The following is a 12,813-nucleotide window of genomic DNA, read 5'->3' on the forward strand; positions in this document are numbered from 1 at the left end:
GTTTCCTTTTGGAACTGGCTTACAAAGCCATGTTCCGATGGCGCTGAAGCAGTGCCAAGCTAGAGTGAACGCCAGCTGTAAACAGCTCGCAAAGAATTTTTAAAATACGCCGCAGGAGAGATTCGCAATGGCTCAGCAGGGCAGTGGTTATCAGGCTCGCTATAAACGCATTCTACTCAAGCTTAGCGGCGAGGCCCTGATGGGCTCGGAAGAGTTCGGGATCGACCCCAAAGTTCTGGATCGCATGGCACTGGAAGTTGGCCAACTGGTCGGCATCGGTGTTCAGGTCGGTCTGGTGATCGGTGGTGGCAACCTGTTCCGCGGCGCGGCGCTCAGCGCGGCGGGCATGGATCGGGTTACTGGCGACCACATGGGCATGCTGGCCACTGTGATGAACGCCTTGGCGATGCGCGATGCGCTGGAACGTGCCAATATCTCGGCCATCGTGATGTCGGCCATTTCCATGGTTGGTGTGACCGATCACTACGATCGCCGCAAAGCCATGCGCCACCTGAACGCCAAGGAAGTCGTGATTTTTGCGGCCGGTACTGGTAATCCGTTCTTCACCACGGATTCGGCAGCCTGCTTGCGTGCAATCGAAATCGACGCTGACGTCGTGCTCAAGGCAACCAAGGTCGATGGCGTTTACACGGCTGATCCATTCAAAGACCCGCATGCCGAGAAGTTCGATCATCTGACTTATGATGAAGTGCTGGATCGCAAGCTGGGTGTAATGGATCTGACGGCTATTTGCTTGTGCCGCGACCACAAGATGCCGTTGCGCGTATTTAACATGAACAAGCCCGGCGCCCTGCTGAACATCGTACATGGCGGCGCTGAAGGGACCCTGATCGAGGAAGGCCAACAATGATCAACGAAATCAAGAAAGACGCTCAAGAGCGCATGAAAAAATCCGTGGAATCGCTGGCGCATAACTTCGGTCGTATTCGTACGGGCCAGGCGCACCCAAGCATTCTGGAAGGTGTGATGGTTCCGTACTACGGCTCCGACACTCCGATCAAGCAAGTGGCGAATATCACCGTTAAAGACGCCCGTACCCTGCAAGTAGTTGCCTTTGAGCGCAACATGCTGGGTGCCGTCGACAAAGCCATCGGTAGCGCGGGTCTGAACCTCAACCCGACAAACCTGGGTGAGTTGCTGCTGATCTCCATGCCGGCCCTGACCGAAGAAACCCGCAAGGGCTTCACCAAGCAGGCTCGCGATGTCGCTGAAGATGCCCGTGTTGCGGTGCGCAACATCCGTCGTGACGCGAACAGCCAGCTCAAGGATCTGGTCAAGGAAAAGGAAATCAGCGAAGACGAAGAACGTCGCGCTACTGGCGAAATTGATGATCTGACCAAAAAGTACGTGGCTGAAATCGACGCGAATTTGGCGCAGAAAGAAAAAGACCTGATGGCCGTATAAGGGTCACGTTTTAATGGATAAGACAAAGCAGACTGCGCCGTCCGCGGTGCCGCGCCATGTCGCGATCATCATGGATGGTAATAATCGCTGGGCGAAAAAACGCTTTATGCCGGGTGTCGCCGGGCATAAAGCGGGTGTGGATGCAGTGCGTGCGGTAATCGAGGTGTGTGCCGAGGCCAAGGTCGAAGTACTGACCTTGTTCGCCTTCTCCAGCGAGAACTGGCAGCGCCCGGCCGATGAGGTCAGCGCCTTGATGGATTTGTTCTTCAAGGCGTTGCGTCGCGAGGCCAAGCGCCTCAACGACAACAACATCAGTTTGCGCATCATTGGCGATCGTTCGCGTTTTCACCCGGAGCTTCAGGCCGCCATGCGCGAAGCCGAGGCGATGACTGTCGGTGCCAACCGCTTTGTCCTGCAGATCGCCGCCAACTACGGCGGTCAGTGGGATATCGCGCAAGCCGCGCAGCGTCTGGCCCGAGAGGTTCAGGCCGGGCATCTGCGTCCGGAAGACATTACCCCTGAGCTGTTGCAAACCTGTCTGGCGACCGGTGACCTGCCGTTACCGGACTTGTGCATCCGTACCGGTGGCGAGCATCGCATCAGCAACTTCCTGCTGTGGCAACTGGCTTACGCCGAGTTGTACTTCTCCGACCTGTTCTGGCCGGACTTCAAACACGACGCCATGCGCAATGCGCTAGCTGATTTCGCTTCTCGCCAGCGTCGCTTCGGTAAAACGAGCGAGCAGGTCGAGGCTGGAGCCCGGGTTTAATGCTTAAACAACGAATCATCACGGCGCTGATCTTGCTGCCGATTGCCCTGTGCGGGTTTTTCCTGCTCGAAGGGTCCGGTTTTGCGCTGTTCATCGGGCTGGTGGTGACGCTCGGGGCGTGGGAGTGGGCGCGCCTGGCAGGTTTCGCTGCTCAGTCGATTCGCGTGGCCTATGCGGCTGTGGTCGCGTTGGTGCTGTTTGTCATGCATATCGTGCCGGGGCTCGCGCCTTGGGTGTTGGGCGCTTCAGTGCTCTGGTGGGGCGCGGCTACCTATCTGGTATTGACCTATCCACAGTCCAGCGAACACTGGGCTAGCGCAGCCTGCAAACTGGTGATCGGTTTGTTGATTCTGTTACCGGCCTGGCAAGGTCTGGTGTTGATCAAGCAGGAGCCCTTGGGCAATTGGCTGATCATGGCGGTGATGGTGCTGGTCTGGGGGGCCGATATCGGTGCGTACTTTTCCGGTCGGGCTTTCGGCAAGCGCAAGCTGGCGCCGCAGGTCAGCCCTGGCAAGAGTTGGGAAGGCGTTTACGGTGGCTTGCTGCTGAGCCTGGTGATTACAGCAATCGTCGGTTTTGTGCGGGACTGGAGTTTCGCTCAGATGCTGATGGGCCTGTTCGGTGCCGCAATTATCGTATTCATTTCAGTGGTGGGCGACCTCACCGAAAGCATGTTCAAGCGCCAGTCGGGGATCAAGGACAGCAGTAATCTGCTGCCCGGTCACGGCGGCGTGCTGGACCGCATCGATAGCCTGACGGCGGCGATTCCGGTATTTGCCGTGCTGCTGTGGATGGCAGTATGAACCGCCCACAACAGATTACCGTGCTGGGAGCGACCGGTTCGATTGGTCTGAGTACTCTCGACGTCATTGCCCGTCATCCCGAGCGTTATCAGGTTTTCGCCTTGAGCGGTTTCACTCGTTTGAGTGAGTTGCTGGCGCTGTGTGTGCGTCATTCGCCGCGCTTCGCGGTCGTGCCGGAATCTGGCGCTGCCCGGGGCTTGCAGGACGATTTGCGCGCGGCCGGTCTGTCGACCCGCGTTCTGGTGGGGGAAGAGGGCCTGTGTCAGGTCGCCTCCGATCCGGAAGTCGATGCGGTGATGGCGGCTATTGTCGGTGCGGCGGGCTTGCGTCCGACCCTGGCGGCGGTCGAGGCCGGCAAGAAGATTCTTCTGGCCAATAAAGAAGCACTGGTGATGTCCGGTGCGCTGTTCATGCAGGCCGTGCGTAAAAGCGGTTCGGTGCTGCTGCCGATCGACAGCGAGCACAACGCGATTTTCCAGTGCATGCCACAGGATTTCGCTCGTGGGCTTGGCGCGGTCGGTGTGCGTCGGATTTTACTGACAGCCTCTGGTGGCCCGTTCCGGCAGACACCCATGGCCGAGTTGGCGCATGTTTCCCCCGAACAAGCGTGTGCGCACCCGAATTGGTCCATGGGGCGCAAGATTTCGGTGGATTCGGCCAGCATGATGAACAAAGGGCTCGAGCTGATCGAGGCCTGCTGGCTGTTCGACGCCACGCCTTCCCAGGTCGAAGTGGTGATTCACCCGCAGAGCGTGATTCATTCGCTGGTCGACTACGTCGATGGCTCGGTATTGGCGCAGTTGGGCAATCCGGACATGCGCACACCGATTGCCAATGCCCTGGCCTGGCCAGAGCGAATCGACTCGGGTGTTGCGCCGCTGGACCTGTTTGCCATCGCTCGCCTGGATTTCCAGGCGCCGGATGAAGAGCGTTTCCCTTGCCTGCGCCTTGCGCGTCAAGCCGCCGAGGCTGGCAACAGCGCGCCGGCCATGCTCAATGCCGCGAATGAAGTGGCTGTGGCGGCCTTTCTCGACGGACGGGTTCGCTACCTGGAAATCGCGAGTATTATCGAGGAAGTGTTGAACCTCGAGCCTGTGGTTGCGGTAGATGATCTCGAGGCAGTGTTTACGGCTGATGCGAAAGCACGGGTACTGGCCGGGCAATGGCTGAGCCGTCACGGGCGATAAGTGCTGCAATACGTTGCCCCATGCAGCACCGATAGTTGCGGAGAAAATACATGAGCGCGCTCTATATGATTGTCGGCACCCTGGTAGCGCTGGGTGTGCTGGTTACCTTCCACGAGTTCGGCCATTTCTGGGTCGCGCGTCGCTGTGGGGTCAAAGTGCTGCGTTTCTCCGTGGGCTTCGGCATGCCGCTGCTGCGCTGGCACGACAGCAAAGGCACTGAATTCGTGATCGCCGCCATCCCGTTGGGTGGCTACGTGAAAATGCTCGACGAGCGCGAAGGCGAGGTCCCGGCCGATCAGGTCGATCAATCCTTCAATCGCAAATCTGTCCGTCAGCGCATCGCCATCGTCGCCGCCGGCCCGATCGCCAACTTTCTATTGGCAATGGTGTTTTTCTGGGCATTGGCAATGCTGGGCAGCGAGCAGGTGCGGCCGGTTATCGGTGCGGTCGAGTCCGGCAGTATTGCCTCCAAGGCAGGTTTGAGCCCGGGCCAGGAAATTATGGCCATCGATGGCGAGCCAACCTCCGGTTGGGCCGCGGTGAACCTGCAGCTGATCCGTCGTCTGGGTGAGAGCGGCTCCCTTCAATTGCTGGTCCGCGAACAGGGCTCCACGGTGGACTCACCCCGTGAGCTGGTGCTGGACAAGTGGCTCAAGGGTGCTGAGGAGCCAGATCCGATTCGCTCGCTGGGTATTCGTCCTTGGCGTCCGGCGTTGCCTCCAGTCCTGGCCGAATTTGATCCGAAAGGGCCGGCGAAGGCTGCGGGCCTGAAGCCGGGTGACCGCTTGTTGGCCCTTGATGGTAAGGCGCTGGACGACTGGCAGCAGGTAGTCGACATCGTCCGTATGCATCCGGATACCAAAATCATGCTGCGTGTCGAGCGCGATAGTGCTCAAATTGACGTCCCTGTGACGTTGGCCGCTCGCGGCGAGAGCAAGTCACCCAGTGGTTATCTGGGCGCCGGGGTGAAAGCGGTCGATTGGCCACCAGAGATGATTCGCGAAGTCAGTTACGGTCCGGTGGCTGCGATTGGCGAGGGTGCCCGACGTACCTGGACCATGAGTGTACTGACCCTCGATTCGCTCAAGAAAATGTTGTTCGGTGAGCTCTCGGTAAAAAACTTGAGTGGACCGATAACCATTGCTAAAGTGGCGGGCGCTTCTGCCCAGTCGGGCGTCGCTGATTTCCTGAATTTCCTTGCTTATCTGAGTATTAGCTTGGGGGTTCTGAATTTGTTGCCCATTCCTGTACTGGATGGGGGACATTTGTTGTTTTATCTGATCGAGTGGGCGCGTGGTCGTCCCTTGTCGGATCGGGTGCAAGGTTGGGGGATACAGATCGGTATCAGTTTGGTGGTCGGGGTGATGTTACTTGCTCTGGTCAATGATCTGGGTCGACTGTAACGCTTCGCTGAATTGCGAATCTGCCGCATTTTGCGGCAGTTTTTATTGCCAGTTGGAATAAGAAAGGACTTCATGAAACGTCTGCTGCTAACTGCGGTTCTCACCGTATTGATGATCGCCGAAGTTCACGCCGAGTCCTTCACTATCTCTGATATTCGCGTCAATGGCCTCCAGCGGGTCTCCGCGGGTAGCGTCTTTGGTGCCTTGCCGTTGAACGTCGGCGAACAGGCGGATGATCGTCGCCTGGTGGAATCCACTCGTGCGCTGTTCAAAACCGGGTTCTTTCAAGATATCCAGCTGGGTCGCGATGGCAACGTCCTCGTCATCACTGTAGTCGAGCGTCCGTCGGTCGCCAGTATCGAGATCGAGGGCAACAAGGCGATCTCCACTGAAGACCTGATGAAGGGCCTCAAACAATCCGGTCTGGCCGAAGGCGAGATCTTCCAGCGCGCCACCCTTGAAGGTGTGCGTAACGAACTGCAGCGTCAATATGTCGCTCAGGGCCGTTACTCGGCCACCGTCGATACCGAAGTGGTGCCGCAACCGCGTAACCGCGTGGGCCTGAAGGTCAACATCAACGAAGGCACCGTTGCAGCTATCCAGCACATCAACGTGGTGGGTAACACGGTTTTTCCTGATGAAGACCTGATCGACCTGTTCGAACTCAAAACCAGCAACTGGCTGTCGTTCTTCAAGAACGATGACAAGTACGCTCGTGAAAAACTCTCCGGTGACCTGGAGCGTCTGCGTTCCTACTATCTGGATCGCGGCTATATCAATATGGATATCGCTTCGACCCAGGTGTCCATCACCCCGGACAAGAAACACGTCTACATCACCGTCAACGTCAACGAAGGCGAGAAGTACACCGTTCGTGACGTCAAGCTCAGCGGCGACCTGAAAGTGCCTGAAGACCAGGTCAAGTCCCTGCTGCTGGTTCAGAAAGGCCAGGTGTTCTCGCGCAAGCTGATGACCACCACGTCCGAACTGATCACCCGTCGCCTGGGTAACGAGGGTTACACCTTCGCCAACGTCAACGGCGTGCCTCAGCCTCACGATGAAGACCACACGGTCGACATCACGTTCGCTGTCGATCCGGGCAAGCGTGCTTACGTGAACCGCATCAACTTCCGTGGCAACACCAAGTCCGAAGACGAAGTGCTGCGCCGTGAAATGCGTCAGATGGAAGGCGGCTGGGCTTCGACCTACCTGATCGATCAATCCAAGACGCGCCTGGAACGTCTGGGCTTCTTCAAGGAAGTCAACGTTGAAACGCCGGCCGTGCCCGGTGTCGATGACCAGGTTGATGTGAACTACAGCGTTGAAGAACAGGCGTCCGGCTCGATTACCGCCAGCGTCGGTTTCGCCCAGAGCGCCGGTCTGATCCTCGGTGGTTCGATCACCCAGAACAACTTCCTCGGTACCGGTAACCGAGTCAGCGTCGGCTTGACCCGCAGTGAATACCAGAGCCGCTATAACTTCGGTTATGTCGACCCCTACTGGACTGCTGACGGTGTGAGCCTGGGTTACAACGCGTTCTATCGCACCACCGACTACGACGACCTCGACGTCGACGTGGCCAGCTATGCCGTAGACAGCCTGGGTGCGGGCGTGAGCGTCGGCTACCCTATCAGCGAGACTTCGCGTCTGACCTTCGGCCTGACCGCGCAACAGGACAAGATCAAGACGGGTCGCTACACCGTTGATGAGATTTTCGACTTCGTTAACCAGGAAGGCGATAACTATCTGAACTTCAAGGCCTCGGCCGGTTGGTCCGAGTCCACGCTGAACAAAGGTGTATTGGCGACCCGTGGTCGTTCCCAGAGCCTGACCCTGGAAGCCACCACCCCTGGCAGTGACTTGTCGTTCTTCAAACTCGATTACCGTGGCCAGTTGTTCCAGCCGTTGTCTGAAAACTACACCATGCGCCTGCACACTGAACTGGGTTACGGCGATGGTTACGGTTCTACCGACGGCCTGCCGTTCTATGAGAACTACTATGCTGGTGGTTTCAACTCGGTTCGTGGCTTCAAGGACAGTACCCTTGGTCCTCGCAGTACACCAAGCCAGGGCACTAACCCGGGTACGTCTCGAGATCCTGATCAGGATCCACTGCCATTCGGTGGTAATGTCCTGATCCAGGGTGGTGTTGAGGTTCTGTTCCCTCTGCCGTTCGTCAAGGATCAGCGCTCCCTGCGTACTTCGGTATTCTGGGACGTGGGTAACGTGTTCGACTCGACGTGCAAAGAAACCAGGAACGCTGACGGTTCGAAGTCCAATACGCAGTGCAACGACATTAGCCTGAGCAACATGGCCAGTTCCGTTGGTATCGGCGTGACATGGGTTACCGCGCTCGGTCCTTTGAGCTTTGCGCTGGCGATGCCGGTCAAGAAACCGGATGACGCTGAGACTCAAGTGTTCCAATTCTCCCTCGGCCAGACGTTCTAAGCGTCTGACCCAAGATAACGACAATGGATTTTGTAGGAGTGCATCGTGCGTAAGTTGACTCAATTGGTTCTCCTGGCGACCGTACTGGTAGCAGGTCCGGCTTTTGCCGACATGAAAATCGCCGTGCTGAATTATCAAATGGCATTGCTGGAATCCGACGCGGCGAAAAAATACGCCGTGGATGCCGAGAAGAAGTTCGGCCCGCAACTGACCAAGCTCAAAAGCCTGGAAAGCAGCGCCAAAGGTATCCAGGACCGTCTGATGGCTGGCGGCGATAAAATGCAACAAGGCGAGCGTGAGCGTCTGGAACTCGAATTCAAGCAAAAGGCCCGTGATTTCCAGTTCCAGTCCAAGGAACTGAACGAAGCCAAGGCCGTTGCCGACCGTGAAATGCTGAAACAGCTCAAGCCGAAACTGGACAGCGCTGTGGAAGAAGTTATCAAGAAAGGTGCTTTTGACCTGGTCTTCGAGCGTGGCGCAGTGATTGATGTCAAGCCTCAGTACGACATCACTCGCCAGGTTATCGAGCGCATGAATCAGCTGAAGTAACCCATGACAGCGACTATAAAGCTCGGCCAGTTGGCCGAGTTCCTCGGCGCCACTTTACGTGGCGACCCGAAGAAAGAAATTACTGGGCTAGCCACTTTGCAAGAGGCTGGCCCAGCTCAGTTGAGCTTTCTGGCAAATCCTCAATACCGTAAATACCTGGCTGACAGTCAGGCCGCAGCTGTATTGCTGAAGGCCGCTGACGCTGAAGGTTTTGCCGGTGATGCATTGGTGGTGCCGGATCCGTATCTGGCCTACGCGCGCGTTTCCCATCTGTTCGATCCCAAGCCCAAAGCGCCTGCCGGTATTCATCCGACAGCGGTGGTGGCAGCGGATGCAGTGGTCGACCCGGCGGCGAGCATCGGTGCTTTTGTGGTGATCGAAAGTGCAGCGCGTATTGGCGCAGGTGTGACCGTAGGGGCTCATTGCTTCATCGGTGCGCGCTGCGAAATCGGCGAGGGCGGCTGGTTGGCCCCGCGGGTCACGCTATATCACGACGTGCGCATCGGCAAACGGGTGGTGATTCAATCCGGTGCCGTGCTCGGCGGTGAAGGCTTCGGTTTTGCCAACGAGAAAGGTGTCTGGCAGAAAATCGCGCAGATCGGTGGTGTCTCGATCGGCGATGACGTGGAAATAGGCGTAAATACCGCTATCGATCGCGGCGCACTGGCCGATACCGTTATCGGCAATGGTGTGAAGCTCGACAACCAGATTCAGATTGCTCACAACGTCCAGGTCGGTGACCACACCGCCATGGCCGCGTGTGTGGGGATCTCCGGCAGCACCAAAATCGGCAAGCATTGCATGCTCGCCGGTGGTGTAGGGCTGGTGGGGCATATCGAGATTTGCGACAACGTTTTCCTGACCGGGATGACCATGGTGACCCACTCGATTACCGAGCCGGGTTCCTATTCTTCCGGTACGGCGATGCAACCGGCAGCCGAATGGCGCAAAAGCGCGGCACGTATCCGTCAGCTCGATGACATCGCGCGACGACTGCGACAGCTGGAAAAGCGTGTAGGGGACGTGACCCCTGACGGTAATGCTTCATCAGATGGCTGATACCATTTCCATATCAAGTGTGCACAGCCGCTAGACTGCCTCCTTGATTTGCTAGAGGAGTGCGCGTCAGTCGCGCGCTCCCAATCTTTACATAGGCTTCCCCCCGAAATGATGGACATCAACGAGATTCGCGAATACCTGCCTCACCGTTACCCGTTCCTGCTGGTGGATCGGGTCGTGGATCTGGATGTGGAAGGCAAGCGCATTCGCGCCTACAAGAATGTCAGCATCAACGAACCGTTCTTCAATGGTCACTTCCCTGCGCATCCAATCATGCCGGGCGTATTGATCATCGAAGCGATGGCTCAGGCTGCCGGGATCCTTGGTTTCAAAATGCTCGACGTGAAGCCTGCCGACGGCACGCTTTATTACTTCGTCGGCTCCGACAAGCTGCGCTTCCGTCAGCCCGTGCTGCCAGGCGATCAGCTGATCCTGGAAGCCAAGTTCCTGAGCTGCAAGCGTCAGATCTGGAAGTTCGAATGCCAGGCGTCGGTCGATGGCAAACCAGTCTGCTCCGCTGAAATCATCTGCGCGGAACGCAAACTATGAGTTTGATTGACCCTCGCGCAATCATCGATCCGACGGCCATTCTGGCCGACGACGTCGAAGTCGGCCCTTGGTCGATCATCGGCGCAGGTGTGGAAATCGGCGAGGGGACAGTGATCGGGCCGCATGTGATTCTCAAGGGCCCGACCCGAATCGGTAAGCACAACCGCATCTACCAGTTTTCTTCGGTAGGCGAGGACACGCCCGATTTGAAATACAAGGGCGAAGAAACGCGTCTGGTCATCGGTGACCATAACGTCATTCGCGAAGGTGTGACGATCCACCGCGGGACCATTCAGGATCGTTCGGAAACGACCCTGGGCGATCACAACCTGATCATGGCCTATGCCCACATCGGTCACGACAGCGTTATCGGTAACCACTGCATTCTGGTCAACAACACCGCGTTGGCGGGCCATGTGCACGTTGAAGACTGGGCGATCCTGTCCGGTTTTACCCTGGTTCACCAGTATTGCCACATTGGCGCCCACAGCTTTTCGGGCATGGGCACTGCCATTGGCAAGGACGTTCCAGCCTACGTCACGGTATTTGGCAACCCTGCCGAAGCCCGCAGCATGAACTTCGAAGGCCTGCGCCGTCGTGGTTTCAGCGAAGATGCGATCCACGCGCTACGTCGTGCCTACAAGGTGGTTTACCGCCAGGGCCTGACGGTCGAACAGGCGCTTGCCGAGCTGGCCGAACCCTCGCTTCAGTTCCCGGAAGTCGCGGTATTCCGTGACTCCATCCAGTCTTCGACTCGCGGCATCACCCGTTAACCATGGCCAATTTGCGTATTGCGCTGGTGGCGGGAGAGGCTTCCGGTGACATTCTGGGTGCGGGCCTCATGCGCGCGCTCAAGGCTCGGCATCCGGCAGTCGAGTTCATCGGTGTCGGCGGTCCGCTGATGCAGGCCGAAGGCCTGACGTCGTATTTCCCCATGGAGCGCCTTTCTGTCATGGGCTTGGTGGAAGTGCTGGGCCGTTTGCGCGAGCTGTTGGCGCGTCGCAAGAAACTGGTCGCGGACCTGATCGCCGAGAAGCCGGACGTGTTCATCGGTATCGATGCCCCGGACTTCAACCTCAATATCGAACTCAAGCTGCGTCAGGCCGGGATCAAGACCGTGCATTACGTCAGTCCGTCGGTCTGGGCCTGGCGGCAGAAGCGGGTGCTGAAGATTCGCGAAGGTTGCGACCTGATGCTGACGCTGTTCCCGTTCGAAGCTAAATTTTATGAAGAGAAGGGCGTGCCGGTGCGGTTTGTCGGCCATTCCCTGGCCGATGCGATTCCGCTTGAGGCTGATCGCGCCGCAGCGCGGGCCGAACTTGGCTTGCCGGATGGGCCGCTGGTCGCCCTGATGCCGGGTAGCCGCGGTGGTGAGGTTGGGCGCCTTGGTGCGCTGTTCCTCGACACCGCCCAGCGCTTGCGGGCCATGCGCCCGGGCGTGCGGTTCGTCATGCCATGCGCGAGCCCGCAGCGCCGGGCCCAGCTTGAAGAGCTGCTGGCCGGTCGCGATCTGCCGCTGACCTTGCTCGACGGCAAATCCCATCTGGCCCTGGCTGCTTGCGACGCGGTGTTGATCGCTTCGGGCACGGCTACGCTGGAAGCATTGTTGTACAAGCGGCCGATGGTGGTCGCTTATCGCTTGGCGCCGCTGACGTTCTGGATTCTCAAACGGATGGTGAAAAGTCCCTACGTCTCCTTGCCGAATTTGCTGGCCCAGCGCCTGCTGGTGCCGGAGTTGTTGCAGGACGATGCGACGGTAGAGGCCTTGGCCCAAACCCTGTCGCCGCTGATCGAAGGTGGCCAGGAGCAGACCCGAGGCTTTGACGAAATCCACCGAACCCTGCGCTTGGACGCCTCCAATCAGGCAGCGGACGCGGTACTGAACCTGATTGGCAGAGCATAATGAGCAAAGCAAGTAAGCAGCTGGGCCTGGATTTTATGCTAGTCGATGAACTTGAAGATCTGGTGGCGGGTGTCGATGAAGTCGGTCGCGGCCCGCTGTGTGGCGCAGTGGTGACGGCGGCAGTGATCCTCGATCCGAGCCGCCCCATCCAGGGCCTCAACGACTCGAAGAAGCTCACCGAAGCTCGCCGTGATGCGCTTTACGACGAAATCTGCGAAAAGGCCCTGAGCTGGTATGTCGCTCGCGCTGAAGTAGAAGAAATCGACGAACTGAACATTCTTCACGCCACCATGCTGGCCATGCAGCGTGCCGTCGAGGGGCTGCACATTCAGCCGAAACTGGCGATGATCGACGGCAACCGTTGCCCGAAACTCTCTATGCGCGCCGAAGCGGTAATTCAGGGTGACGGCAAGGTGCCGGCCATTGCCGCGGCATCGATTCTGGCCAAGGTCAGCCGTGATCGAGAAATGGCGGCGTTCGAATTGATTTATCCGGGTTACGGGATCGGAGGCCATAAAGGCTACCCGACGCCCGTTCATCTGGAAGCGCTGGCCCGCTTGGGGCCGACCCCGATTCATCGCCGCTCGTTCGCCCCGGTCCGCTTGGCGTATGAAGCGCGGGAAAACCTGATCGGTAGTTAGTCGCAGGCTGATGTTTTACTCAAGGCCCGGTACAATCCGGGCCTTGTTGTCTTTACGTTTCTAGTTTCTAGACAGGA

General features: G+C 58.2%; 13 protein-coding genes. All 13 read left to right on the forward strand.

Annotated elements, in window-relative coordinates; translation table 11 throughout:
* Positions 1-127 precede the first annotated feature (127 nt).
* The 13 genes from pyrH to rnhB all read left to right on the forward strand — a co-directional run bounded on the left by pyrH (position 128) and on the right by rnhB (position 12,736).
* On the forward strand, positions 128-871 hold the full coding sequence (gene pyrH, locus KGB18_RS19075) for a UMP kinase (RefSeq protein ID WP_003172271.1): 744 nt from the start codon (positions 128-130) through the stop codon (positions 869-871).
* Positions 868-1,425 (forward strand): ribosome recycling factor, encoded by a 558-nt coding sequence (gene frr, locus KGB18_RS19080; RefSeq protein WP_007907979.1) that lies wholly within the window; start codon positions 868-870, stop codon positions 1,423-1,425. The genes pyrH and frr overlap by 4 nt, the downstream gene beginning before the upstream one ends.
* Before the next feature lie 13 nt (positions 1,426-1,438).
* Positions 1,439-2,194, forward strand: coding sequence for a polyprenyl diphosphate synthase (gene uppS / locus KGB18_RS19085; RefSeq protein WP_008015050.1), 756 nt, complete (start codon positions 1,439-1,441; stop codon positions 2,192-2,194).
* Positions 2,194-2,997: a phosphatidate cytidylyltransferase gene (locus KGB18_RS19090; protein WP_123719848.1), complete on the forward strand. Its 804-nt coding sequence runs from the start codon at positions 2,194-2,196 to the stop codon at positions 2,995-2,997. The genes uppS and KGB18_RS19090 overlap by 1 nt, the downstream gene beginning before the upstream one ends.
* Complete coding sequence (gene ispC, locus KGB18_RS19095; protein ID WP_123719847.1) at positions 2,994-4,184, forward strand: 1-deoxy-D-xylulose-5-phosphate reductoisomerase; 1,191 nt, start codon at positions 2,994-2,996, stop codon at positions 4,182-4,184. The genes KGB18_RS19090 and ispC overlap by 4 nt, the downstream gene beginning before the upstream one ends.
* A 50-nt stretch (positions 4,185-4,234) precedes the next feature.
* Positions 4,235-5,587: an RIP metalloprotease RseP gene (gene rseP / locus KGB18_RS19100; protein ID WP_123719846.1), complete on the forward strand. Its 1,353-nt coding sequence runs from the start codon at positions 4,235-4,237 to the stop codon at positions 5,585-5,587.
* Positions 5,588-5,659: 72 nt separating this feature from the next.
* Positions 5,660-8,035: an outer membrane protein assembly factor BamA gene (gene bamA, locus KGB18_RS19105; RefSeq protein ID WP_123719845.1), complete on the forward strand. Its 2,376-nt coding sequence runs from the start codon at positions 5,660-5,662 to the stop codon at positions 8,033-8,035.
* A 45-nt stretch (positions 8,036-8,080) separates the two neighbouring features.
* Positions 8,081-8,584 (forward strand): OmpH family outer membrane protein, encoded by a 504-nt coding sequence (locus KGB18_RS19110; RefSeq protein ID WP_007907155.1) that lies wholly within the window; start codon positions 8,081-8,083, stop codon positions 8,582-8,584.
* A 3-nt stretch (positions 8,585-8,587) separates the two neighbouring features.
* A complete protein-coding gene (gene lpxD / locus KGB18_RS19115; RefSeq protein WP_223570348.1) occupies positions 8,588-9,643 on the forward strand; it encodes a UDP-3-O-(3-hydroxymyristoyl)glucosamine N-acyltransferase in 1,056 nt (351 codons plus the stop codon).
* A gap of 108 nt (positions 9,644-9,751) precedes the next feature.
* Entirely contained in the window at positions 9,752-10,192 is a 441-nt protein-coding gene (gene fabZ / locus KGB18_RS19120; protein ID WP_007907157.1) for a 3-hydroxyacyl-ACP dehydratase FabZ, read from the forward strand.
* Complete coding sequence (lpxA, locus tag KGB18_RS19125) at positions 10,189-10,965, forward strand: acyl-ACP--UDP-N-acetylglucosamine O-acyltransferase (protein WP_008010226.1); 777 nt, start codon at positions 10,189-10,191, stop codon at positions 10,963-10,965. Before fabZ ends, lpxA begins: the two co-directional genes overlap by 4 nt.
* Before the next feature lie 2 nt (positions 10,966-10,967).
* Positions 10,968-12,095, forward strand: a complete 1,128-nt coding sequence (gene lpxB / locus KGB18_RS19130; RefSeq protein WP_007907162.1) for a lipid-A-disaccharide synthase — start codon at positions 10,968-10,970, stop codon at positions 12,093-12,095.
* A complete protein-coding gene (gene rnhB / locus KGB18_RS19135) occupies positions 12,095-12,736 on the forward strand; it encodes a ribonuclease HII (protein ID WP_201121226.1) in 642 nt (213 codons plus the stop codon). The genes lpxB and rnhB overlap by 1 nt, the downstream gene beginning before the upstream one ends.
* The last annotated feature ends 77 nt before the right edge of the window (positions 12,737-12,813 follow it).

The organism is Pseudomonas sp. BF-R-26 (assembly GCF_019947395.1).
GTDB classification, from domain to species: Bacteria; Pseudomonadota; Gammaproteobacteria; order Pseudomonadales; family Pseudomonadaceae; genus Aquipseudomonas; species Aquipseudomonas farris.

Excerpts from the sequence above, each read along its gene's own strand:
- pyrH (WP_003172271.1), top strand. The coding sequence starts at position 128 with ATGGCTCAGCAGGGCAGTGGTTATCAGGCTCGCTATAAACGCATTCTA.
- frr (WP_007907979.1), top strand. The coding sequence starts at position 868 with ATGATCAACGAAATCAAGAAAGACGCTCAAGAGCGCATGAAAAAATCC.
- uppS (WP_008015050.1), top strand. The coding sequence starts at position 1,439 with ATGGATAAGACAAAGCAGACTGCGCCGTCCGCGGTGCCGCGCCATGTC.
- KGB18_RS19090 (WP_123719848.1), top strand. The coding sequence starts at position 2,194 with ATGCTTAAACAACGAATCATCACGGCGCTGATCTTGCTGCCGATTGCC.
- ispC (WP_123719847.1), top strand. The coding sequence starts at position 2,994 with ATGAACCGCCCACAACAGATTACCGTGCTGGGAGCGACCGGTTCGATT.
- rseP (WP_123719846.1), top strand. The coding sequence starts at position 4,235 with ATGAGCGCGCTCTATATGATTGTCGGCACCCTGGTAGCGCTGGGTGTG.
- bamA (WP_123719845.1), top strand. The coding sequence starts at position 5,660 with ATGAAACGTCTGCTGCTAACTGCGGTTCTCACCGTATTGATGATCGCC.
- lpxD (WP_223570348.1), top strand. The coding sequence starts at position 8,588 with ATGACAGCGACTATAAAGCTCGGCCAGTTGGCCGAGTTCCTCGGCGCC.
- fabZ (WP_007907157.1), top strand. The coding sequence starts at position 9,752 with ATGATGGACATCAACGAGATTCGCGAATACCTGCCTCACCGTTACCCG.
- lpxA (WP_008010226.1), top strand. The coding sequence starts at position 10,189 with ATGAGTTTGATTGACCCTCGCGCAATCATCGATCCGACGGCCATTCTG.
- lpxB (WP_007907162.1), top strand. The coding sequence starts at position 10,968 with ATGGCCAATTTGCGTATTGCGCTGGTGGCGGGAGAGGCTTCCGGTGAC.
- rnhB (WP_201121226.1), top strand. The coding sequence starts at position 12,095 with ATGAGCAAAGCAAGTAAGCAGCTGGGCCTGGATTTTATGCTAGTCGAT.